Raw genomic sequence first — 22,383 nt, forward strand, 5'->3', positions numbered from 1 at the left:
CCTGCGATAGTCGAGACGTGTTCGCATGGTGGGGACGGACCGTGGTCCGGTTGCGATGGGTGGTGCTGGCCGCAGCCGCGTTGCTGGTCGTCGTCGGAGTGACCTGGGGGACCGGCCTGTTCGGGGCGGTCTCCGGTGGCGGTTTCGCCGACCCGGCGGCCGAGTCGACGCAGGCCCGGGAGCGGATCAACGCCGAGCTGGGCAACCAGAACGTCGACGTGCTGGTGCTGTACCGCAGCGACGCGGCCACCGTCGACGACCCGGCGTTCCGCGAGCCGGTCACCCAGACCCTGGAGTCGCTGGCCACCCGGCCGGAGGTGACCAGTGTCACCAGCTACTACGACACCGAGTCGCCGGCGCTGGTCGCCACCGACCGGCGGGCCACCTACGCCCTGGTCCAGCTCGCCGGCGACGACGAGGACGCCAAGACCGCCGCCTTCGAGCAGATCCGGCCGCTGCTGGACGCACCGGGGCTGGTCACCCGGGCCGGCGGTGCCGTGCCGTTCCTCGACCAGGCCAACGAGCAGACCATCCGGGACATCACCCGGGCCGAGCTGATCGCCCTGCCGATCCTGCTGGTGCTGCTGGTGCTGATCTTCGGTGGGCTGGTCGCGGCGTCGATGCCGCTGCTGGTCGGCGTGCTCGCCATCCTCGGTGCGTTCGTCGCGGTCCGGGCGCTGACCCTGGTCACCGAGGTCTCGGTGTTCGCGATCAACGTGATCACCCTGATCGGGCTGGGCATGGCGATCGACTACGCGCTGTTCGTGGTCAGCCGGTTCCGGGAGGAGTTGGCCGCCGGCCACCCGACCCCGGAAGCGCTGGTGCGCACGGTCGCCACCGCCGGGCGTACCGTCGCTGTCTCCGGTCTGATCATCGGCACCTCGCTGATCAGCCTGCTGATCTTTCCGCAGCCGTTCCTGACCGGGATCGGCTTCGGCGGGATGGCCGCGGTGCTGGTCGCCATGCTCGCCTCGGTGACCGCGCTACCCGCCCTGTTGGCGGTGCTCGGCCCGCGGATCAACGCGCTCACCGTACCGTTGCCGTGGCGGCGCCGGGCGGTGCCGCCACCGCCGGGGGAGGCCGCCCGGGCCGGCGCCTGGGCCCGGATCGCCCGCAGCGTGATGCGGCGTCCGGTGCGGTACGCCACCGTCGTGGTGGTCGGGCTGCTGCTGCTGGCCACCCCGTTCCTGCGGGCCGAGTTCGGCGGCTTCGACGAGCGGGTGTTGCCGGCCGGTGCGCAGTCGCGGGTGGTGGCCGAGACGATCGCCGAGGAGTTCCCCGACGGCGCCAGCATCGGCCCGATCGAAGTTCTGGTCTCCGGCGCCGGCCCCGACCTGGCGCAAGCCTTCGCCGAGGACATCGCCGGGCTGCCGGGCGCCACCGGTGCCCAGATCGCGGCGGTACGCGACGCCTCGGCGTTGATCCGGGTCAGCTACGTCGGCGAGCCGACCGGCGACGAGGCCGAAGCACTGGTGCGGGCCATCCGGGACCTGCCGCCCCCGGCCGGCGCCGAGGTCCTCGTCGGCGGCCGCACCGCCGCCGACATCGACATGCTGGACAGCCTCGGCAGCTACCTGCCGTGGATGGCGCTGCTGATGGCCACCGCCACCATGGTGCTGCTGTTCCTGGCGTTCGGCTCGGTGGTGCTGCCGGTCAAGGCGGTGCTGATGAACCTGGTGTCGATCGGCGCCTCGTTCGGCGTGGTGGTCTGGGTGTTCCAGGACGGGCACTTCGCCGACTGGCTCGGCTTCACCCCGACCGGGTTCATCGATCCGACCAACCCGATCCTGATGCTGGCGGTGCTGTTCGGCCTGGCCACCGACTACGAGGTGTTCCTGCTGTCGCGGGTGCGGGAGGAGTGGGACCGCACCGGCGACAACACCGCGTCGGTCGCCGCCGGGCTGCAGCACACCGGGCGGATCATCACTGCCGCCGCGTTGCTGCTGATCGTGGTGGTGGCCGGCTTCGCCACCGGCGGCATCTCGTTCATCAAGCTGATCGGGGTCGGGATGATCGTGGCGATCGTCGTCGACGCGACCCTGGTGCGGGTACTGCTGGTGCCGGCGACGATGCGGCTGCTGGGTCGGTGGAACTGGTGGGCGCCGGGTCCGTTGGGCCGGCTGTACCGCCGGTTCGGCCTGCACGAGACCCCGGCGCAGCCGCAGTTGGCGTCGGTCGGCTCCGGCCCCGGTGCCGACGGCGCCACCGGCTGAACGCCAGCGTGGCGGAGTAGCCGGCTAGCACGATCACGTGCAGCAGGTAGAGCCAGAGCAGCACCGCGACCGCCGCGCCGACCTGGTCGAGCCCGCCGAACGGCACCCCGAGGTCCAGCGGCAGGGAACAGAACAGGATGAACCCGTGCAGGAATCCGGACAGGTTGGCGGCGGTGAACGAGCCGACCGCGACGGTGGCCAGCCAGTCCGGTTTGCCCGGCCCGACCACCCGGAAGACCCAGACCAGCACCGGGCTCAGCCCCAGCCAGACGGCCAGGAACGACACCACCACCCCGAGCGCGCCGGCCCAGCCGCCCCGGGCGAACAGCCCAGCGGCCGACGGTAGGGCCAGCAGCACCAGCAGCATCAGCGCCGGTGCCGCGCCGAGCAGCGGCAGCAGCAGCACCCGGCCCCGCCAGCCGACCATCGACTCGGCCGGCTCCGGCGGTGGCGCCACCGACACGAACGCCCGGCGCAGCCCTTCACCGTACAGCGAGGCGGGCAGCAGCGCGGCCAGCGCCAGCACCGGGGTGAGGTGCAGGCCGGCGTCGATCAGGGCGGCGGCGGCCCGGTCGGCGCCGATCTGTCCGGGCAGGGTGTCGATCGCTGGGTCGGTGAGCCGGCGGATCCGGCCCGCACCGGCGAACAGCCCGGTCAGCCAGATCGCCAGCAGCACCACCGGGACGACCGCGATCGCGCCGAAGAAGGTGATCGAGGCGGCGTGCAACGACAGGTCCCGCCCGCGCAGCGGCCGGAACGCTGCCCGGACCAGCCGGGACGCTGCCCGGACGAGCCGGCGACCTCGGGAGACCATGTCCCCTAGCTTTCCCCACCGGGGCGGTCACCACTCCCGTACGGCGGTGGCCCCGTACGGTCCGGCGCAGTCGGCTAGCCGACATGGCCCGGTGCGCCGCCGTGGCGGGGCGGCGCGGCTAGTCTGGTCGGTGCATCATGTCCCGCGGAAAGGGGTGAGCACGTTGGCACAGCCGGCATTCGTGCCCGATCCGGAGCCGCCGCGTGAGCCGTCGTTCGACGTACTCGGCGATTTCGACGAGCCGTGGACCGCGCAGCTCGCCCTTGACCTGTTGCCGGAGACCAATGGTCCCAAGGTCGAGGTTCTCAGCGGGAGCGTGATCGTGACACCACATGCCGGGTACGACCATCAGACGATCGAGCTGGATCTGGCGTACCTGTTGAAGCAGGCAGCGCGCCGGGCGAAGCTCTGGCTGTACCACGAGGTCAACGTCGTCTCGGGCGACGACCTGTACATCCCCGACATCGTGGTGCTCCGCTCACCTGGTGGAGGACACGTATCGATGCCGATCTCGGAAGCCGTGCTGCTCGGCGAGATCGTCTCCAAGGGCAACCGGCGCAAGGACGTGATCGACCGGCCCCGGCAGTACGCCGCAGCCGGTGTGCCCTTCTTTCTCCGGGCGGACTTCCGGAACCGGGTGCCGGCGCTGGCGTTGCACGAGCTGAGCGACGGGGAGTACCGGCCGGTGGCGGCGGCCGCGGCCGGAACCACGTTCGTGATGAAGGAGCCGTTCGAGTTCACCATCGATCCGGCTGATCTGCTCGACGAGGCCGACGACGCACGGTGACGCGGTGTGCCCCGGTGACCCGGCGGCGCGCCCGGCGGCCGGGCGGCTGCGGCGCTGCGGGACAATGGGTCGGTGACTTCCTCCCCACGGGATATCGTCCTGCTCGGCTCCACCGGCTCGATCGGCACCCAGGCGGTCGACATCGTCACCCGCAACCCTGACCGGTTCCGCATCGTCGGGCTCGGCGCCGGCGGCGGCAACGTCGAGTTGCTCGCCGTACAGGCACTGCAGTTGCAGGTCGAGGTGGTGGCGGTGGCCCGGGCCTCGGCGGCGCAGGACCTGCAGCTCGCCTTCTACGCCGAGGCGTCCCGGCGCGGCTACCCGACCGGTGGGTTCCGGATCCCGAAGATCCTGGCCGGCCCGTCGGCGATGGCCGAACTCGCCGAGTGGCCGTGCGACGTGGTGCTCAACGGGGTGGACGGCTCCCGAGGGCTGGCCCCGACGTTGGCGGCGTTGCGGGCCGGCCGGACCCTGGCGCTGGCCAACAAGGAGTCGCTGATCGCCGGCGGTTCGATCGTGCGGGCCGCGATTCAGCGCCCGGACCAGATCGTGCCGGTGGACTCCGAGCACTCGGCGCTCGCCCAGTGCCTGCGCTCCGGCACCGCCGACGAGGTGCGCAAACTGGTGGTGACGGCGAGCGGCGGTCCGTTCCGGGGGCGGCCGCGTGCCGAGCTGACCGAGGTCACCCCGGAGCAGGCGATGGCCCACCCCACCTGGAACATGGGCCCGGTCATCACGATTAACTCGGCGACGCTGGTGAACAAGGGCCTGGAGATCATCGAGGCGCACGAACTGTTCGGCATCCCGTACCCGCGTATCGAGGTGGTGGTCCACCCGCAGTCGGTGATCCACTCGATGGTGGAGTTCGTGGACGGTTCGACGGTCGCCCAGGCCAGTCCGCCGGACATGCGGCTGCCGATCGCGCTGGCCCTGGGCTGGCCGGCCCGGGTGCCGGCGGCGGCCGCCCCGGTCGACTGGACCCGGGCGCACAGTTGGGAGTTCGCCCCGCTCGACGAGACGGCGTTCCCGGCGGTGGCGCTGGCCAAGCAGGCCGGCGCGGACGGCCGCTGCCGGCCGGCGGTCTACAACGCGGCGAACGAGGAGTGCGTGGCGGCGTTCGTCGCCGGCAGGCTACCGTTCCTCGGCATCGTCGACACGGTGGACCGGGTGCTGCAGTCGGCACCGGACTTCGGCGAACCGGGTACGGTCGACGATGTGCTCGCTGCGGAATCCTGGGCGCGGGCCCGGGCGCAGGAGCTGATCGGTGCGTCGGCGGAGGGAGCTTGATGGCGTACCTGCTCGGGGTGGTTCTCTTCGCCCTCGCGATTCTCATCTCGGTCAGCCTGCACGAGGCCGGTCACATGGTGACGGCGAAGAAGTTCGGGATGAAGGTGACCCGGTACTTCGTCGGTTTCGGCCCGACCATCTGGTCGTTCCGCCGCGGCGAGACCGAGTACGGTCTCAAGGCCATCCCGCTGGGTGGCTTCTGCAAGATCGTCGGCATGACCCCGCAGGACGACGACGTGGCACCCGCCGACGAGTCCCGGGTGATGTGGCGCTTCCCGGTGTGGAAGCGGACGGTGGTGATGTCCGCCGGGTCGGTGACCCACTTCGGGTTGGCGATCGTCGCGCTCTGGCTGGCGGCGGTCTTCATGGGCCTGCCGAACCCGGATTTCCCCGCCACCGAGGAGCAGGCCCGCCAGGAGCCGGCGGTGGTCGCGGTCACCGACTGCGTGGTCGTCGAGTACGTGGCCCGCGCCTGCGAGGCTGGCGACCCGGCCAGCCCGGCCGCGCAGGCAGGCCTGCGCGACGGCGACCGGATCCTCGCGGTGAGCGGCACCCCGGTCGACACCTGGGGTGACATGCTGGAGGCGATCCGGGGTGCCGATCCGGGGCCGGCGACCGTCCGGTACGAGCGGGACGGGACGACCGGCACGGTCGAGGCGGAGCTCGCCGCGGTGCAGCGCCCCGAGCTGGGCACCGACGAAGGCCCGCTGAGCACGGTCGCCGCGCTCGGCGTCGGGCTGCGGATCGAGAAGCCGGGCATGGTGACGTACGGGCCGATCGAGGCATTCGGCGCGACCGGCGACTACCTGCGCCAGATGGCGGTCGGCACCGTCGAGGCGATGATGCGGATCCCGGAGAAGATCCCGGCGCTGTGGGCGTCGATCACTGGCGCGGAGCGCGACATCGACACCCCGATCAGCGTGGTCGGTGCCAGCCGGCTCGGCGGGGAGGCGGTGGCCAACGACGCCTGGGAGCTGTTCGTGCTGCTGTTCATCTCGCTGAATTTCTTCGTCGGGGTGTTCAATCTGCTGCCGCTGCTGCCGCTGGACGGCGGGCACATCGCGATCGCCTGGTTCGAGAAGGCCAGGTCCTGGCTGTACGCGGTGCTCGGCCGGCCCGATCCGGGCCGGGTCGACTATTTCAAACTGATGCCACTCACGTACGCGGTTCTGCTGATTGGTGGCGCGTTCACGCTGCTGACCATCACCGCGGACGTGGTCAACCCGATCACGCTGTTCTCGAGGTGAGTTGAAGTGACCGCAGTCAGTCTGGGCATGCCCGTGGTGCCGCCGCCGCCGTTGGCGCCGCGCCGGGCCAGCCGGCAGATCATGGTCGGTCCGGTGCCGGTGGGTGGCGGTGCGCCGGTGTCCGTACAGTCGATGACCACCACGGTGACCTCGGACATCAACGCCACCCTGCAGCAGATCGCCGAGCTGACCGCGTCCGGTTGCCAGATCGTGCGGGTCGCCGTGCCGTCGCAGGACGACGCGGACGCGTTGCCGACGATCGCCCGCAAGTCGCAGATCCCGGTGATCGCCGACATCCACTTCCAGCCGAAGTACGTCTTCGCGGCGATCGACGCCGGCTGCGCGGCGGTACGGGTCAACCCGGGCAACATTCGGCAGTTCGACGACAAGGTGGCCGAGATCGCCAAGGCGGCGTCGGCGGCCGGGACCCCGATCCGGATCGGCGTCAACGCCGGTTCACTGGACAAGCGGTTGCTGGCCAAGCACGGCAAGGCGACCGCCGAGGCGCTGGTCGAGTCGGCGCTGTGGGAGTGCTCGCTGTTCGAGGAGCACGACTTCCGGGACATCAAGATCTCGGTCAAGCACAACGACCCGGTGGTGATGATCCGGGCGTACCGGCTGCTGGCCGAGCAGTGCGACTACCCGCTGCACCTCGGGGTGACTGAGGCCGGCCCGGCGTTCCAGGGCACGGTGAAGTCGGCGGTGGCGTTCGGCGCCCTGCTGGCCGAGGGGATCGGCGACACGATCCGGGTGTCACTGTCCGCGCCGCCGGTGGAGGAGATCAAGGTCGGTACGGCGATCCTGGAGTCGCTCGGGTTGCGTGAGCGTGGTCTGGAGATTGTCTCCTGCCCGTCCTGTGGCCGGGCGCAGGTGGACGTGTACACCCTGGCCGACCAGGTGACCGCCGCGCTGGACGGGTTCCCGGCGCCGCTGCGGGTGGCGGTGATGGGTTGCGTGGTGAACGGGCCGGGTGAGGCTCGGGAAGCCGACCTCGGGGTGGCGTCCGGCAACGGTAAGGGCCAGATCTTCGTCAAGGGCGAAGTGATCAAGACGGTGCCGGAGTCGCAGATCGTGGAGACCCTGGTGGAGGAGGCGCTGCGGATCGCCGACGAGATGGGTGCCGAGTTGCCGGCGGAGATGCGTGAGCTTCTTCCCGGGCCGACGGTCACGGTGCACTGAGGCGTACCGCATACCGGCCCGGGGCCGGCTGTCGTTTCTGATCCCGTTGGCGGACGTCGGTCCGCCAACGGGATCGTCTTTGTGCCGGTCAGGGGGCGTTTGCCGGCAGCGGCGGATTGGTCGGGGTGCACCTCCGGCGGCCGTCAACATCGGCGTACGCCGATTGACAAAGTTTAGACTCCCGACTTAGTCTGCGGCCACTTCGCTGGTGCTGGCTGCTCGTTGCGACCGCCGGTGCCCGTCCCTCCGTGCCTGACCCGCAGGCACCCCACGGCGAGGAGCGACATGACTCAACAGACAACGACGGCTCGCGGCAGACGGTGGCGTGCCGGCCTGATCGCCGGCGGTGTGACCGCCGCACTGGTCGGCGGTAGCGTCGCCGTCGCGGCCAGCGCGCACGCGGCCGCCGGCTGCCGGGTGGTCTACTCGGCACCCGCCCAGTGGCCCGGCGGCTTCACCGCCAGCGTGAACGTCACCAACCTGGGCGACCCGCTCAACGGCTGGCAGCTGACCTGGGCCTTCCCGTCCGGACAGCAGGTCACCCAGGCCTGGAACGCCACCGTCACTAGCTCGGGCAGCCAGGTAACCGCGACCAACGTCAGCTACAACGCCAACCTCGGCACCAACGCGACCGTCTCGTTCGGCTTCAACGGCTCATGGTCGGGTAGCAACACCGCGCCGAGCTCGTTCGCGCTCAACGGCGTCACCTGCACCGGCAGCGTGGGCCCGACCACGCCCCCACCGACCGACCCACCGTCGCCGACGGTACCGCCGACCACCGCGCCGCCGTCCCCGACGCCGACCACCACCCCGCGTCCGCCGGGTGACCCGCAGGACGTCGTCGACGCGATGCAGCCGGGCTGGAACCTGGGCAACACCCTCGACGCGACCGGCGACAACGTCGGCGGCAGCGGCGAGACCTCCTGGGGCAACCCGCTGGTCACCCAGGACCTGATCCGCACCATCAAGTCGCAGGGCTTCAACAGCATCCGGATCCCGACGACCTGGACGCACCACCACGGCGGCGCGCCCAACTACACGATCGATCCCACCCGGCTCGCCCGGGTGAAGCAGATCGTCGACTGGGCCCTCGCCGAGGACCTGTACGTGATGATCAACCTGCACCACGACTCGTGGCAGTGGATCAACACGATGCCGAGCAACCGCACCGGCGTCCTGGCCCGCTACTCGGCGCTGTGGACCCAGCTGGCGAACACCTTCCGCGACTCGTCGCCGAAGCTGCACTTCGAGAGCGTCAACGAGCCGCAGTTCAGCAACAGCTCCGGCGATGCCCAGAACGCCCAGCTGCTCGACGAGCTGAACCGCAGGTTCCACCAGATCGTCCGCAACTCCGGCGGCAACAACGCCACCCGGCTGCTCATCCTGCCGACCCTGCACACCTCGTCCGACCAGGCCCGGCTCGACGAGCTCGCCAGCACCTTCACCGCACTCGACGACCCCAACCTGATCGCCACGGTGCACTACTACGGCTACTGGCCGTTCAGCGTCAACGTCGCCGGCGGCTACCGTTTCGACGCCACCGCCCAGCAGGACGTGATCGACTCGCTCAACCGGGTGCAGAACACCTTCGTCTCCCGGGGCATCCCGGTCGTCATCGGCGAGTTCGGTCTGCTCGGCTTCGACCGGCACACCGGCACCATCCAGCAGGGCGAGAAACTGAAGTTCTTCGAGTTCTTCGGCTACCACACCCGGACCCGCGGCATCGCCACCCAGCTGTGGGACAACGGCCAGCACCTCGGCCGGACCAGCTTCCAGTGGAGCGACCCGGAGCTGATCGCCCAGATCAAGTCGGCCTGGACCACCCGCTCCGGCACTGCCGCCAGCGACATGATCTTCGTGCCGCGGACCGGCGGCGTCACCGCGAAGACCCTCGCGTTGAACCTCAACGGGCTGACCTTCCAGGGGCTGCGGCAGGGCAACACCGACCTGGTCCGGGGGACCGACTACACGGTCAGCGGCAATCAGTTGACGCTGCCCGCGTCCACCGTCACCCGCCTGGTCGGCAACCGGGCGTACGGGGTGAACGCCACCCTGCACGCCCGCTTTTCGTCCGGCGTACCGTGGCGGATCAACATCATCTCGTCGGATCCGCCGGTACTGGCCAACGCGAGCGGCACCACCTCGTCGTTCAACATTCCGACGACCTTCCGCGGTGACCAGCTGGCCACCATGGAAGCCCGGTACGCCGACGGTTCCAACGCCGGCCCGCACAACTGGACGTCGTACAAGGAGTTCGACGTCACCTTCCGGCCGAACTACGCCGCGAACACCATCACCCTGACGTCGGAGTTCTTCGCCGAGGTCAACGACGGTGCCCCGGTGACGCTCACCTTCCATTTCTGGAGCGGCACGACGATCACCTACACCGTCGTACGTAACGGTTCGTCGGTGACCGGCACCACCTCGTAACATCTTCCCAGCACCGGTGGGTGCCGCCGACACACCCGGCGGCACCCACCGGCCCGGTACCCACCCGGCCCTGAGGGCCGACTGGTCAGCAGCAGTCCGGCCCGCAGCAGTCCGGCTCGCAGTCGCAGCGCGTGGTCAGCTCCAGCATCGTGATCACCTCCCGTCCCCATCCGGTGGGCACCATCGCCCCGGTTCCGGCGGCGGGCAGGCCGCCGTCGGCAGCTTCTCGGCCATCTCCGCCATCTCCGCCCGTAGCGCGGTCAGCCGGGCCAGCTCCACGTCGACCTCGGCGATTCGGCGGCGCAGTAGCTGCTCCGCCGGCTCACACGGGCAGACACCGGTGTCCCGGACGGCGAGCAGATCGGCGATCTCCCGCAGCCGGAGCCCGAGCCGCTGACAGCCCCGGATGAACCGGAGCCGGTCGACCGCAGCGGTGCCGTACACCCGGTAACCGGTGGGGGTCCGCTCCGGCGGGTGCAGCAGCCCGGCCCGTTCGTAGTAGCGGACGGTGTCCGGCGACACGCCGACAGCGGCGGCGAGCGCGGCGACCCGCAGGCCGTTCCGCTCGGCAGCGGCCCCGGATCCACCGGTCCCGGACGCGTCGCCCGCCCCGGCGGCGCAGCTGGTGCGGTCGAGAATCTCGACTCTGGTGCCCGTGGTCATGATGACGACGGTAGACCTCGGAGTGCACTCCAAGGTCAAGCCGAAATTTGCTGGCCGTGCCGGAGCGGCCCGTCGATGATGGCCGACATGACGATCGACATGTTTACCGACCCGGACGCCGATCCGCGTGCCATTCCGCCCCGGCTCGGCGACGAGCGGGCCACCCTCGCCGGGTTTCTCGACTGGCACCGCCGGACCCTGGAGCTCAAGTGCGGCGGACTCGACCCGCAGCAGTTGGCCCGCCGGTCGGTGCAGCCGTCGGGGCTGTCGCTGCTCGGGCTGGTGCGGCACCTCGCCGACGTGGAACGTTACTGGTTCCGACAGGTGATGGCCGGCGAGGACGCCCCGCCCCGCTTCTACTCCCAGACCGCACCCAATGACGACTTCGACGGTTCCGTCGCCGACCCGGCGGCCGTCACCCGGGCGTGGGCGGCATGGCGGGAGGAGGTCGAGTACGCCGAGCGCTTCGTCGCCGACGCCGCCGGACTGGACGTCACCGGCTCCGACCGGCGCGGCCCGATCTCGCTGCGCTGGGTGCTGACCCACATGATCGAGGAGTACGCCCGGCACAACGGCCACGCCGACCTGTTGCGGGAATGCATCGACGGGGCGGTCGGCCAGTAGAACGCGCCGATCCACCGCTGGCAGCCCGCCGGCCGCCCCGTCGAACGTCAGCGGGTCGGCTGAGGCGGCCGGGTCCGCAGGTCGCCGACCCGCAGGAACTCGGCCGCCGCGGAGATCAGCCCGAACACGGTCAGCGCCGGCAGCGTCCAGACGGCAGGCAGCGCGGCGGTCGGAAACGCCAGCACGATGACCACGACGGCGCTGACGATCCGGTACCAGCTGAGCGCACGCCAGGTCCGCCACCAGTACACCTGGTTGGCGAGCAGATAGAACCCCACACCCCAGTAGAAGGCGTAGTGGCCGAACCGGATGCCGGTCTCATCGTGCGGCACGACGGCCTGGTGCAGGCCGTACGCGATCAGGATGATGCAGGCGACCATCGGCAGATGCAGGTAGGTGAACCCGTCGCGGGCGAGTTTGGCCCGGTCGACGCCGGTCCGCGCCTCCAGAGCGAGCCGGGCCGAGTCGATCGTGGTGAAGTATGGCCACCAGAGAGCCCCGACGGCGACCGCCGCCGTGACGACGATGACCATGACTGTGGTGGAGACCGGCTGGTCCGCGACGGCCAGACCAACCGAGATGATCGCCTCGCCGAACGCGATGAGCATGATCAGGGCGTACCGGTCCACCCAGTGCCGGGTGGAGCGGGGCCGCCAGGATTTGACCCCGGTGGGGTAGCTGCCGACGAGTTGGATGGTGAGCGCGGCGACCCAGAGCAGCGTGACAGCCGGGATCCCGGCGAGTCGGTCGGGCGTCGCCAACTCCACCACCGCGAACCCGGCGAGCAGCAGCAGTGCGGTGGTGGACGGGACGGCGTTCTGCCGGGCGAGCGCTCGGAGCACCGGTTCGGTACGCGACGCCTGCAGGATCAGTACCGTCTGGATGAGCTGGGTGGTGAGGTAGGCGGCGACGATGATCAGCGAGCCGGGCAGACTGCCCGGGGCCGGCTCGAACGCCTGCGGGGTGGCGATGCCGATCACCAGGATCGAGGCGGCGATGCCGATCGTGGTGAACCGGACCAGGACCGTCTCGGTGCGGACCGCGTTGGTGAGCCAGGAGAAGGAGGTCCAGGCCCACCACAGCAGCGCTAGCAAGGTCAGCCCGCGGACGATGCCCCAGATCGAGGCGTGGCGGGTCATCAGGGTAGTGACCTGGATGAACGCGAAGACGAAGACCAGGTCGAGGAAGAGTTCCCGGGGGGTGACCCCGTGCAGCCGGGACGTCTCGGATTCGGTCAGCCGGTGCAGTTGGGTGTGCCGGCGGTGGAACAGGGTCCGGTCGGCGATCAGCATCGCCACGACGCCGACGGCCAGCAGCGCCAACGCGCCCAGCGCCGGGACCTGAGTGGCCACCGGGAGCAGACCCAGCAGTAGGGCGATGCCGAGGATCGGGCTGCGGCCGAGCAGACGTCCGGACAGCCATTCGAAGGCGACCAGCGCCAGCAGGTAGAGCAGCACCCCGCCGTACATGATGACCACCTCGGCGGTGGTCCAGGGATGTTCGGAGCCGCCAGGCATGGTGATGATCGCATGCTTGAGACCGAGGGCGAAGAAGATCAGCCCACCGATCATCGGCAGGTGCAGCCCGCTGTACACGTCTCGGGCCATCCGGGTCTGGTCGACGCCGGAGCGCCGGGAAAGGGCGTGTTCGGCGAGGATCTTGGCGAGGTCGAAGTAGGTCCACCACAGGGCGGAAACGACGACCAGGCCGAGCGTGGCGGCGGCGAGCAACTGCCAGGTGACCGGGATGTCGGCACCGACCCCACCGCCGGTGCCGATCGAAATGATCGTTTCGCCCAACGCGATCAGGACGATCAGCGCGTGCCGTTCGGACAGGTGCCACGGCGAGACGATCTGCCAGCTGCCCCGGCCGACCGCGGTCAGCACCACGAAGTCGATGGCCAGGGCCAGGGCGAACAGCACCAGCCGTACCAGGTCGGCGTCGAACCGGGCCGGCAGGTGCGGCGGCAGCAGCGCGGCGGTCAGCAGCGCCGACGCGGACGCGGCGAGCGTCAACCAGGCGATCGCGGCCGGCCGGCGGCCGGCCGGCCCTTCCGACCACCGGGACCGGGTGAGGACCGCGAGCACGCTGACCCGGATCGCCAGGTAGCCGACCACCACGATGACCGGTCCCGGCAGCCTGCCCGGCGTGTCGACGAACGTCTCGGGCACGGACACGCCGATCACCAGCAGGACGGTGGCGATGCCGGCCATCATCAGCGGCATACCGCCCCGGTCCAGGTGGACGACGTTGCCGAGCCAGACGCACGGGGTCCAGCAGTGCCACAGCAGCAGGATCACCAAGACCCCGCGGAGCATGCCGACCGCAGTCAGATCGGCCGCCATCAAGGTGGTGATCTTCAGGAACGCGAACACGAAGAACAGGTCGACGAACAGCTCCATCCAGCTGACATCGCCGGTGACCAGCGGATTCCGGCGCACCAGGCGGAGGCCGCCGGCGGTCGGATGCGGGTGCGGGCTGTCGTCGTGCACACCCCAACTCTGGCAACCATCGCCTCGCACCGGAGCGGATCGCCGGAACCTCGACCGCCGGGCGGGTCCCGCCCGGCGGTCGTCAGCCGGGTGCCGTAGCGGGGTCGCCGCGTAGCGCCCGGAGCACGTCAGCGCGGGTGTGGAAAACGTGTTCGTGGGCGATACGACCGGCGGTGGCCGCATCGCGCCGCCGGATCGCGTCGATCATCTCGCCGTGTTCACGCAGCGAGTCGTCCCGGCGTTGCGGGGCGACGGTGGCGAAGTAGAACCGGGTCCGGATGCTGAGGGTCCGGACGAAGTCGATCAGGAACTGGTTCTGGGCACACTCGGCGACCGTTACGTGGAAAACGGCGTTGATCTCGCCGAGAGCGAACGGATCGACGGCCGCCCGCTGCCGGCTGAGGATGCCGTCGAGCTGGTCCAACTGGGCGGTGGTACGTCGTTCCGCGGCCAGCACGGCGGCGTGTGACTCCAGTTGCAGACGTAGCTCGAACAGGTCGGCGAGTTCCTGCTCGGTGCGTGCCCGAACGAATGCGCCGAGGTGGGGGCGGGTGTCGATCCAGCCGGCGGCGTGCAGCGACCGTAGTGCCTCGCGGACCGGGATGTGGCTGACGCCGAGCTGTTTGGCCAGCGCCTCGGCGTTCAGATGGGTGCCGGGTGCCAGGACGCCGGCCAGGATCGCTTCTTCCAGCAGGTCCCGCACCTGGTCACCGGTGTGTCCGGCCCGCTCGGTGCGGCGCAACCGCGGCAACGCGGCTATTCCGCCCGGCTCCGGGTGTCCGCCCGGTTCCACGTCAACGGTCACGGATGCTCCTCACGGCTGTGGGCCCCGTCGGGCGCCCGGTGCTGCCCAGATCCTATAGGAACGTCCGAGGCTTCTTCCTTCTGCTCGGTCCGGTACCGGCCCCGATCTCCGGTCATTGTCGCGCCTTCTGGCCCCTCGAAACGAGGTCTGACCGGCCCGTAATGGGGTCGATACCTTGCGGAAACACCTCGGTCGTCCTATAGGACGCAACAAGTTGCCTCATGATTGGGGAGCCGATATGCGCCTCTGGACACCCGTACCCCGGCGACTGGCGTTGGTCGCGGCGGCCCTGCTCGCGCTCACCGCCTGTGGCGACGGCGGCGGTACGGCCGGCGGGCCGGTCGATCCGGCCGACCTTGTCGCGCTCGAGGGCGAACAACGAAGCGTCACGGTCGGGGTGCTGCGCCAGCCGCACCTGTCCCACCCGCTGTTCTACGACCGGTTCCTCCCGGAGAACGTCACCCTGGACATCGTCCCGTTCGCCAACTCCACCGAGATCAAGAACGCGGTGGTCAGTGGGGATCTCACCTTCGGTGTCACCGGCATCACCGCTGCGCTGCAGGGGGCGGCGAACGCCGAACCGGTCGTGGTGGTCGCCGCGGCGGCCGACGGTGGCTCGGCGATCGTCGCGGGCGAGGAGTCCGGCATCGGCGACGTCGCCGACCTGCGCGGCAAGCGGATCGGCTACGTACCCGGATCGGCCCAGGACATCCTGCTTCGGCTCACTCTCACCGACGCCGGCATCGACCCGGCGACCGACGTCGACCTGGTCAACGTGCAGTTCGCCGACATGCCGGCGGCGCTGGCCCGGGGCGACATCGACGCGTTCTCCGGTGCCGAGACCGGTCCGTCGGACGCCCTGGTACGGGGCGGATCAGTGGTGGTGACCAAGCCGTACGACACCGCCATGGGCAAGATCAACATCATCATGGCGACCAGTGAATCGGTGATCGCCGCCGATCCCGAGCTGGTTCAGGCCATGGTCGAGGTGCACGCCAGGGCCACCGACTACATGCGTGACAACCCGGACGTCTGGGCTGAGGCCGTCGTCGACAAGTACGGATTCAGCGCCGAGTCCCTCGAACTCGCCGTGCCCAACATCGAACTGCGCTGGCAGATCGACGACGACTACCAGGCACAGACCCGGGTCCTCGGTGAGCAGCAGCTCCAGCTCGACCAGATCCAGGACGAGCCCGACTACGACCGCTTCATCGACCCGTCGTTCGTCCAGGAGCTGATGTGAGTACCGGGCAACGACCGAACAGCACTGGAGGCAACCCGTGAACCAGCTGCGGAACTGGCGCACCGTCGCGCTGGCGATCCCCGTACCGGTGCTGTTGCTGATCCTGTGGGAACTCGTGGTGCGCGGTGATCTGGTGGCCAACCTGCCCGGCCCGGTCGAGGTCTTCACCCAGTTCGGCGAACTTCTCGGTGGCCGACTCGCCTTCGATGCCCCGCTGGGTGAGCACATCTGGCAGAGCGCCCGCCGAGTCCTTACCGGCTTCGGCATCGCCTGCCTGATCGCCGTACCGCTGGGTGTGCTGATGGGACGGTCACCGCGACTGTCGTCGCTGCTCGACCCCACCGTCAACCTGCTACGACCGATCCCGGTCACCGCGTGGGCGCCGCTGATGGTGGTGATCGTCGGCATCGGTTCGAAGAGCGCCATCGTCCTGATCGTGATCGCGACGTTCTACCCGGTGCTGCTGAACACGATCGCCGGGGTACGGAACGTGCCGCCGCGACTGTTGGAGGCCGCCGCGATGCTCGGCACCGCCCGACACCGGGTGCTCTGGCAGGTGGTACTTCCGGCGGCCCTGCCCAGCGTCTTCGCCGGCATGCGGATCGGGCTCGGGTTCGCCTGGGTGATCGTGGTCGTCGGTGAGACCGTCGGCGTCCAGACCGGACTCGGCGCCCTGATCACCCAGGCATGGCAGGTCAGCCGGACCGATCTGATCATCACCGGGATGCTGGTGATCGGACTCGCCGGGTTCCTGTCCGACAAGGGCATGTCCGCACTGTGGCGGCTGGCCCTGCGCAACCGGCCGCTGGGTAGCAGCTGAGCCGGCCATCCACCAGCGACGCCGGCCATCCACCAGCAACGAGGAGGAATCATGCCGACAGCCACCGACCCGGTGACCGCGCCGGTCACCACGGCGGTCTCCTGCCGGGGACTCGGCAAGACGTACCCCGGTAGCCGCGGCCGGACGGTCGAAGCCCTGCGGGACATCGACCTGGATATCGCCGAGGGTGAGTTCGTCTGCATCGTCGGTGCCAGCGGCTGTGGCAAGAGCACGCTGCTGCGGCTGGTCGCTGGCTTCGAGCCGGTCACCGCCGGGTCACTCACCGTGCGCGACCGGCCGGTCCGGGCTCCGGGACCCGACCGGGGAGTGGTCTTCCAGGACTACGGGCTGTTCCCCTGGCTGACAGTAGCCGGCAACATCGGGTACGGCCCTCGGCAACGCGGCGTCAGTCGCACCGAGACGCGCCGCGTCGTCGAACGCTACTTGGAGCTGGTGCAGCTGGGAAAGTTCGCCGACCGATTCCCCCACCAGCTCTCCGGCGGGATGCAGCAGCGGGTGGCGATCGCCCGGGTGCTCGCCAACGATCCGGCCGTGCTGCTGATGGACGAGCCGTTCGGCGCGCTCGACTCGCTCACCCGGGAGAAGCTTCAGCTGTCGCTGCTGCAGATCTGGCAACAGGTCCGGTCGACCGTGCTGTTCATCACCCACAGTGTTGAGGAAGCGGTACTGCTCGCCGACCGGGTGGTGGTGATGAGCGGCGGCCCCAACCACGGCGTACCCGGCCATGTCGCCGAAATCAGCTCGATCGACCTGCCGCAACCGCGGGACGTCACCTCACCGGAGTTCAACCAGATGAAGCGGCACCTGCTCGACGTGGTGCATCGGGAGGTCGCGGCCGGCGCCGCCGAAACCTGACGTCCGCACCGGAACTGACGGCCAGATCGGCCGGAGGGCCGGCCACCCGCCCTCCGGTCGGGTCTGGCCGCAGGGCGGGCCCCGACGTCGTTGTCGCCCGAGTCTTATCAAATTAGTGCGCACCTGGGTGGGCGTGGATGGTCTTGAGGGCGTGGCGGAGGTCGTCGGGTAGGGGGTCTGCTGCGGTGAGGGTGTGGTCGCCGGCCTGGATGCGGATGGTGCGGTAGCGGCGGGCGGTCCGGACGAACTTCCTGATCGACCAGCCGGTGCGGTCCTCGATCCATCTGGCGACGGCCAGGGCGGCGAACACGATCGTCAGGTGCGCCTCGATGGACTCGCGTTTGTGGTGGTAGATCGGCCGGGCAGCGAGGTCGTGCTTGGACATCCGGAACGACTTCTCGATCTGGAACAGCCGGTGGTAGGCGTCGATCACGAACCCAGCGGTGACCGGTGCCCCGTCAGGGCTGGTCGTGAGGTTGGTGGCATAGCCTTTCAGCCCGGCCAGGGCGCGGGCCTTCGCCTCCAGGGTCCGGTTGACGGTCCTGGTCTCCCCGGCCAGGTGGATGAACCGGTTGCGTTTCACCGGGGCCTTGCCCGCCACCGCCTTGACGGCCTTCGCGACCTGCTCGTCGATGCCGCGCAGGGTGCGTCGGGCCCGGTCCGCCTTGTACTGGTAGTAGATGACCTGGTCGCGGCGTCGGTCGCCGGGGCCGGCGGGCCACGGCTGGCAGAACACGTGCCCGTCACCGATCTCCTGGCCGGGGTGCTCACGCCGCCACTCGGACACCACGTAGGGAACCTCGGCGATACGGGCGCCGAGGATGAACGACAACCCGGCGTCCTCGATCGCGCGCTGGTTCGCCGCCGAGATCATCCCCGCGTCGGCCACGACCGTGACATCGGGCAGCCGGTGCGCGTCCATGAACGACCGGATGGTCGGCACCATCGTCAACGTCTCGGCCTTGTTGCCCTCGAACGCCTCGACCATCAGCGGGAACCCGCCCGCGTCGGTCAGCAGCCCGATCGTGATCTGCGGTTCGAGGCGGCGTTCCTTGGAGAACCCGGACTCGCGGAACCCGTCACCGGTGTCGGTCTCGAAGTACAGGGTCGACACGTCGTACAGCACCAACGACGCCGGTCCCAGCCGGGCGTGCGCCGCGCACGCCGCCGACAGGCGTTGACGCCAGCCGGCCTTGGCGTACTGCGGCAGGCGGCGGTTCACCGTCGGATACGACACCGCGTCGACGCCGACCTCGTCCAGGACCCGCAGGCTGTCCTGCTTACTGGTCGGCTCGATGATCCGGGCCAGGACCAGCTGCCGGAACACCTCGTCACCGCCGGTCGCCTCGGCGAACCCGAGCTGGTCGTAGCCGCGGCACAACGCGTCCCACAGGTGCCCCATCCGCGAACTCGTGATCTCCAACGGACCGCCCGCGTCCGAACTGTCGTCCAGCCCCAGGTCGAGCTCGCCCTGACCCGCCGCCAACCGCTGCCGCGCGACCGACTTCAACACCGCGAGCTGCGTCTCGTCGTGCGCCGACCCGATGTGCTCGATATCGCGTGACCCCCGCCGCGAGGAGTGCACGATCTGCACGGCCCTCGCACCCGAAGCCGTCTTCACAGTCCGGACGTACGGCGACACACCCGACAGCCTAGACGCCACGGTTTAGTGCACATCCACCACACCAAAACCCCAGGTCAGCGAACTACGGTCCGCCAAAACCCAGCCCCGTGATAAGAGTCAGGCCGAAATCAGCTCGATCGACCTGCCGCAACCGCGGGACGTCACCTCACCGGAGTTCAACCAGATGAAGCGGCACCTGCTCGACGTGGTGCATCGGGAGGTCGCGGCCGGCGCCGCCGAAACCTGACGTCCGCACCGGAACTGACGGCCAGATCGGCCGGAGGGCCGGCCACCCGCCCTCCGGTCGGGTCTGGCCGCAGGGCGGGCCCCGACGTCGTTGTCGGGGCCCGCCCTGCGGGGCGGTCCGGGATCGGAAAGACGGTCCGGATCAGGCCGAGTCGCCGGTGGAGCCGGCCGGCACGGCGCGGCGGGCCGCCGGGTAACGGATGCTCTCCACCATCTCGGAGATCTCCTCCGGAGGCGGTGCCGTCATCTTCGACACGACGATCGTGACGATGAAGTTGACGATCGCACCGATGGTGCCGATGGCCTCCGGGCTGATGTCGAAGATGTGCGGGTTCGCCGAAGTGCCGAACACCTCCAACGTGTAGATCATGTACGCGGCGGTGAACGCCATGCCGGACACCATGCCGGCGGCGGCGCCGGTGGCGTTACATCGTTTCCAGAAGATGCCGAGCACGATGATCGGGAAGAAGCTCGCTGCGGCGAGACCGAACGCGAACGCCACCACCTGGGCCACGAACGCCGGCGGGTTGATGCCGGCGTACACCGAGATCAGTACCGCCAGGCCCATGGCGATCCGGCCGGCGAGCAGCCGCTGCTTGTCCGTCGAGTCCCGCTTGACCCGGCGGAAGTACAGGTCGTGCGAGAACGACGAGGAGATGACCAGCAGCAGACCGGCGGCGGTCGACATCGCGGCCGCCATGCCGCCGGCGGCCACCAGGCCGACGATCGGTGCCGGCAGGCCGGCGATCTCCGGACTGGCCAGCACCAGGATGTCGTTGTTGACGATCAGATCGGCCCCGGACGTCGGACTGTTGCTGACCGTCTGGATCGTCTGCGCGTTCTCGTTGACCGTGACCAGCCCGGTCGCCGCCCAGTTCTCGATCCATCGGGGCAGCGAGTCCGCCGCCACCCCGTTGACGTCCTGCAGCAGGTTCAGCTTGGTGAACGCGCCCACCGCCGGAGCGGTGGTGTAGAGCAGCGCGATGAAGAACAGCGCCCAGAACGCCGAGTAGCGGGCGCCCCGGACCGTCTTCGTCGTGTAGAACCGGATGATGACGTGCGGCAGACCGGCGGTACCGATCATCAGTGACATCGTCACCAGGAACACGTCGATCTGCGGTCGGGCGGAGAACGCCTCGGTGAACTGACTCAGCCCCATCTGGGTGCTGAGTGCGTTGAGTTCTCCGAGGATCTGCCCGAAGGTGACCTGCGGGATCGGCAGCCCGGTCATCTGCTGCGCCACCGCGATCGCCGGGATCAGGTAGGCGATGATGAGCACGGTGTACTGCGACACCTGAGTCCAGGTGATGCCCTTCATGCCACCGAGCACCGCGTACGCGAAGATGATCAGCGCCGCGACGATGACACCGCCGGTGATGTCCAGCCCGAGGAACCGGCTGAACACGATGCCGCCGCCGCGCATCTGTCCGACCACGTACGTGAAGGAGATGATGATCGCGGCCACGGCGGCGATCGTCCGTACCGTCTCCGAGTAGCGGTCGCCGACGAACTCCGGGACCGTGAACTTGCCCCACTTACGCAGGTACGGGGCGATGAGCAGAGCCAGCAGCACGTAGCCGCCGGTCCAGCCCATCAGGTAGATGGAGCCGTCCGAACCGAGGAACGCGATCAGACCGGCCATCGAGATGAACGACGCGGCCGACATCCAGTCGGCGGCGACGGCCGCACCGTTGGCGACGGTCGGGATTCCCTGACCGGCCACGTAGAAGCCGGTTGTTTCCTTTACCCGGCTGCGCCAGGCGATGCCGAGGTAGAGGGCGAAGGTGAGGATGATGAAGCCGAGCGTCCAGCCCTGGATCTGGGTCACTTCTCTCCCCCTTCCGCCGGTCGCTCACTGACACCGAACTGGTCGTCCATCCGGTCCATCATCTTCGCGTAGACCAGAATCAGGATCACAAAGGTGTAGATCGATCCCTGCTGGGCGAACCAGAACCCCAGTGGGAACCCGAGAATCTCGATGTTGTTCAACGGCTGGATCAGCAGGATTCCGCAGACGAACGAGACGACGAACCAGATGGCGAGCAGGATCACCATGAGGCGCAGGTTCTTGCGCCAGTACTCCTGGCGCCAACCGTTGTCCGGTGGTGACGTCGTCGGTGGCGGTTCCCCGCCACCGACGTTCTTATCGGGGGTTACGTCAGTCACTGTGGGGCCTCCTAGTCGTTATGGGAACGGCAGGTGACGGGCCGTGGCGCGGCGACCGGCAGGCCACCGTGCCGCGACTGTGCCGCTGTCCGATCCGCACCTCCGCTGGTCAGTCGGGACCGCCCGACGGCTTGTGCGGTCGGTCACACCCTTAATCTGGGAAGAGAACGTGACCCGGCCCGGACAGGCAATAGTTGATCTGCCTTACGCCGGGTTGGGGCGGTGAACGGTCTACCCGGGCCTGTGAGCGGTCGGCGGTGGTGGACAAGCGGAGGGGCGTCGCCCGGTTCGTGCGTTTTGTGGTGACTATCTGGCCGTCCAGCGGCCCCGCCCGACCACTCACCGATTGCCGGCTGGGTCACACCAGGGATCCCGGCCTAGCATCCGGACATGGCTGACACCGCATCCACCGCCGCCCCTGCCCGTCGGCGCATCCTGCACGCCGGCAGCCTCGGCATGATCATCGGCGGCCTGCTCGCGCTGGTCGGCTCGTTGCTCCCCTGGGTGATCACCCCGTTCGGGTCGCTCTCCGGCACCGCCGGTCCCGGGCTGTGGACGCTGTCCGCCGGCTTCATCGCCGTCGCCGGCGCGCTGCTGCCGTACCGCAAGGTAGCCATCGCCCACGCCCTGCTACCCGGGCTCGCGGTCGCCGTCATCATCGGCTGGCAGGCTGCCCGGCTGGTCTACCTCAGCTCGACCACCGGCAGTTGGGGGCAGCTGATGCCCGGGATCGGGATGGTCATGGTGGCTGGCGCCGCGGTCGTCCTGCTGCGTACCGCGATCCGGCTGATCTCGATCCGCTGACGACCCGGTCTGCCGGCCGCCGGCTGGCCGCTGAGCAGCGACGGAAGACCGGCGGCGGACGAC

17 protein-coding genes and 1 pseudogene are annotated in these 22,383 nt (G+C 69.5%); 11 read left to right on the top strand and 7 right to left on the bottom strand.

The window, feature by feature from the left end:
- The first annotated feature begins 17 nt into the window (after positions 1-17).
- Positions 18-2,213 (top strand): MMPL family transporter, encoded by a 2,196-nt coding sequence (locus tag O7629_RS05200; protein WP_278167798.1) that lies wholly within the window; start codon positions 18-20, stop codon positions 2,211-2,213.
- Here O7629_RS05200 and O7629_RS05205 read toward each other — a convergent pair.
- Positions 2,200-3,027: pseudogene (locus tag O7629_RS05205) on the bottom strand (YhjD/YihY/BrkB family envelope integrity protein); the annotation flags it as partial. The gene O7629_RS05200 and the pseudogene O7629_RS05205 overlap by 14 nt on opposite strands.
- Before the next feature lie 163 nt (positions 3,028-3,190).
- Between O7629_RS05205 and O7629_RS05210 the strand changes: the two are divergent.
- The 5 genes from O7629_RS05210 (at position 3,191) to O7629_RS05230 (ending at position 9,957) form a co-directional block, all read left to right on the top strand.
- On the top strand, positions 3,191-3,814 hold the full coding sequence (locus tag O7629_RS05210) for a Uma2 family endonuclease (RefSeq protein ID WP_278167801.1): 624 nt from the start codon (positions 3,191-3,193) through the stop codon (positions 3,812-3,814).
- A gap of 93 nt (positions 3,815-3,907) precedes the next feature.
- Entirely contained in the window at positions 3,908-5,101 is a 1,194-nt protein-coding gene (gene dxr, locus O7629_RS05215; protein WP_278174414.1) for a 1-deoxy-D-xylulose-5-phosphate reductoisomerase, read from the top strand.
- Complete coding sequence (locus O7629_RS05220) at positions 5,101-6,348, top strand: site-2 protease family protein (protein ID WP_278167803.1); 1,248 nt, start codon at positions 5,101-5,103, stop codon at positions 6,346-6,348. The genes dxr and O7629_RS05220 overlap by 1 nt, the downstream gene beginning before the upstream one ends.
- Positions 6,349-6,354: 6 nt before the next feature.
- Positions 6,355-7,527: a flavodoxin-dependent (E)-4-hydroxy-3-methylbut-2-enyl-diphosphate synthase gene (ispG, locus tag O7629_RS05225; RefSeq protein WP_278167805.1), complete on the top strand. Its 1,173-nt coding sequence runs from the start codon at positions 6,355-6,357 to the stop codon at positions 7,525-7,527.
- A 285-nt stretch (positions 7,528-7,812) separates the two neighbouring features.
- On the top strand, positions 7,813-9,957 hold the full coding sequence (locus O7629_RS05230; RefSeq protein ID WP_278167806.1) for a cellulase family glycosylhydrolase: 2,145 nt from the start codon (positions 7,813-7,815) through the stop codon (positions 9,955-9,957).
- A 153-nt stretch (positions 9,958-10,110) separates the two neighbouring features.
- Here O7629_RS05230 and O7629_RS05235 read toward each other — a convergent pair whose 3' ends face one another.
- Positions 10,111-10,620 (bottom strand): MerR family transcriptional regulator, encoded by a 510-nt coding sequence (locus O7629_RS05235; protein ID WP_278167807.1) that lies wholly within the window; start codon positions 10,618-10,620, stop codon positions 10,111-10,113.
- A gap of 87 nt (positions 10,621-10,707) precedes the next feature.
- Here O7629_RS05235 and O7629_RS05240 point away from each other — a divergent pair, with 87 nt between their 5' ends.
- Positions 10,708-11,244: a DinB family protein gene (locus O7629_RS05240; RefSeq protein WP_278167808.1), complete on the top strand. Its 537-nt coding sequence runs from the start codon at positions 10,708-10,710 to the stop codon at positions 11,242-11,244.
- 47 nt (positions 11,245-11,291) lie between these two features.
- Here the strand turns inward: O7629_RS05240 and O7629_RS05245 are convergent, their stop codons facing one another.
- Positions 11,292-13,736: a low temperature requirement protein A gene (locus O7629_RS05245; RefSeq protein ID WP_278167810.1), complete on the bottom strand. Its 2,445-nt coding sequence runs from the start codon at positions 13,734-13,736 to the stop codon at positions 11,292-11,294.
- Positions 13,737-13,818: 82 nt separating this feature from the next.
- Complete coding sequence (locus O7629_RS05250; RefSeq protein ID WP_278167811.1) at positions 13,819-14,541, bottom strand: GntR family transcriptional regulator; 723 nt, start codon at positions 14,539-14,541, stop codon at positions 13,819-13,821.
- 238 nt (positions 14,542-14,779) lie between these two features.
- On the opposite strand from O7629_RS05250, the gene O7629_RS05255 reads away from it, so the two are divergent.
- Genes O7629_RS05255 through O7629_RS05265 form a run of 3 tightly spaced genes read left to right on the top strand, consistent with a single transcriptional unit; the run spans position 14,780 to position 17,480 of the window.
- On the top strand, positions 14,780-15,784 hold the full coding sequence (locus O7629_RS05255) for an ABC transporter substrate-binding protein (protein ID WP_278167813.1): 1,005 nt from the start codon (positions 14,780-14,782) through the stop codon (positions 15,782-15,784).
- A 37-nt stretch (positions 15,785-15,821) separates the two neighbouring features.
- The gene (locus O7629_RS05260) at positions 15,822-16,604 is read left to right on the top strand and encodes an ABC transporter permease (RefSeq protein WP_278167814.1); all 783 of its coding nucleotides are present in this window, start codon (positions 15,822-15,824) and stop codon (positions 16,602-16,604) included.
- 51 nt (positions 16,605-16,655) lie between these two features.
- Complete coding sequence (locus O7629_RS05265) at positions 16,656-17,480, top strand: ABC transporter ATP-binding protein (protein WP_278167816.1); 825 nt, start codon at positions 16,656-16,658, stop codon at positions 17,478-17,480.
- A gap of 112 nt (positions 17,481-17,592) precedes the next feature.
- Here the strand turns inward: O7629_RS05265 and O7629_RS05270 are convergent, their stop codons facing one another.
- From O7629_RS05270 to O7629_RS05280, 3 genes are all read right to left on the bottom strand, one after another.
- Entirely contained in the window at positions 17,593-19,074 is a 1,482-nt protein-coding gene (locus O7629_RS05270) for an IS1634 family transposase (protein ID WP_278167817.1), read from the bottom strand.
- 418 nt (positions 19,075-19,492) lie between these two features.
- Complete coding sequence (locus O7629_RS05275) at positions 19,493-21,178, bottom strand: sodium:solute symporter family protein (protein ID WP_278167818.1); 1,686 nt, start codon at positions 21,176-21,178, stop codon at positions 19,493-19,495.
- Entirely contained in the window at positions 21,175-21,516 is a 342-nt protein-coding gene (locus O7629_RS05280) for a DUF4212 domain-containing protein (protein ID WP_278167819.1), read from the bottom strand. Before O7629_RS05280 ends, O7629_RS05275 begins: the two co-directional genes overlap by 4 nt.
- A 390-nt stretch (positions 21,517-21,906) precedes the next feature.
- On the opposite strand from O7629_RS05280, the gene O7629_RS05285 reads away from it, so the two are divergent.
- Positions 21,907-22,320 (top strand): hypothetical protein, encoded by a 414-nt coding sequence (locus O7629_RS05285; RefSeq protein ID WP_278167820.1) that lies wholly within the window; start codon positions 21,907-21,909, stop codon positions 22,318-22,320.
- The last annotated feature ends 63 nt before the right edge of the window (positions 22,321-22,383 follow it).

Source organism: Solwaraspora sp. WMMD792, assembly GCF_029626105.1.
Classification (GTDB): domain Bacteria; phylum Actinomycetota; class Actinomycetes; order Mycobacteriales; family Micromonosporaceae; genus Micromonospora_E.

Coding starts and splice junctions, on each gene's coding strand:
- O7629_RS05220 (WP_278167803.1), top strand. CDS start 5,101: ATGGCGTACCTGCTCGGGGTGGTTCTCTTCGCCCTCGCGATTCTCATC.
- O7629_RS05230 (WP_278167806.1), top strand. CDS start 7,813: ATGACTCAACAGACAACGACGGCTCGCGGCAGACGGTGGCGTGCCGGC.
- O7629_RS05235 (WP_278167807.1), bottom strand. CDS start 10,620: ATGACCACGGGCACCAGAGTCGAGATTCTCGACCGCACCAGCTGCGCC.
- O7629_RS05240 (WP_278167808.1), top strand. CDS start 10,708: ATGACGATCGACATGTTTACCGACCCGGACGCCGATCCGCGTGCCATT.
- O7629_RS05255 (WP_278167813.1), top strand. CDS start 14,780: ATGCGCCTCTGGACACCCGTACCCCGGCGACTGGCGTTGGTCGCGGCG.
- O7629_RS05265 (WP_278167816.1), top strand. CDS start 16,656: ATGCCGACAGCCACCGACCCGGTGACCGCGCCGGTCACCACGGCGGTC.
- O7629_RS05285 (WP_278167820.1), top strand. CDS start 21,907: ATGGCTGACACCGCATCCACCGCCGCCCCTGCCCGTCGGCGCATCCTG.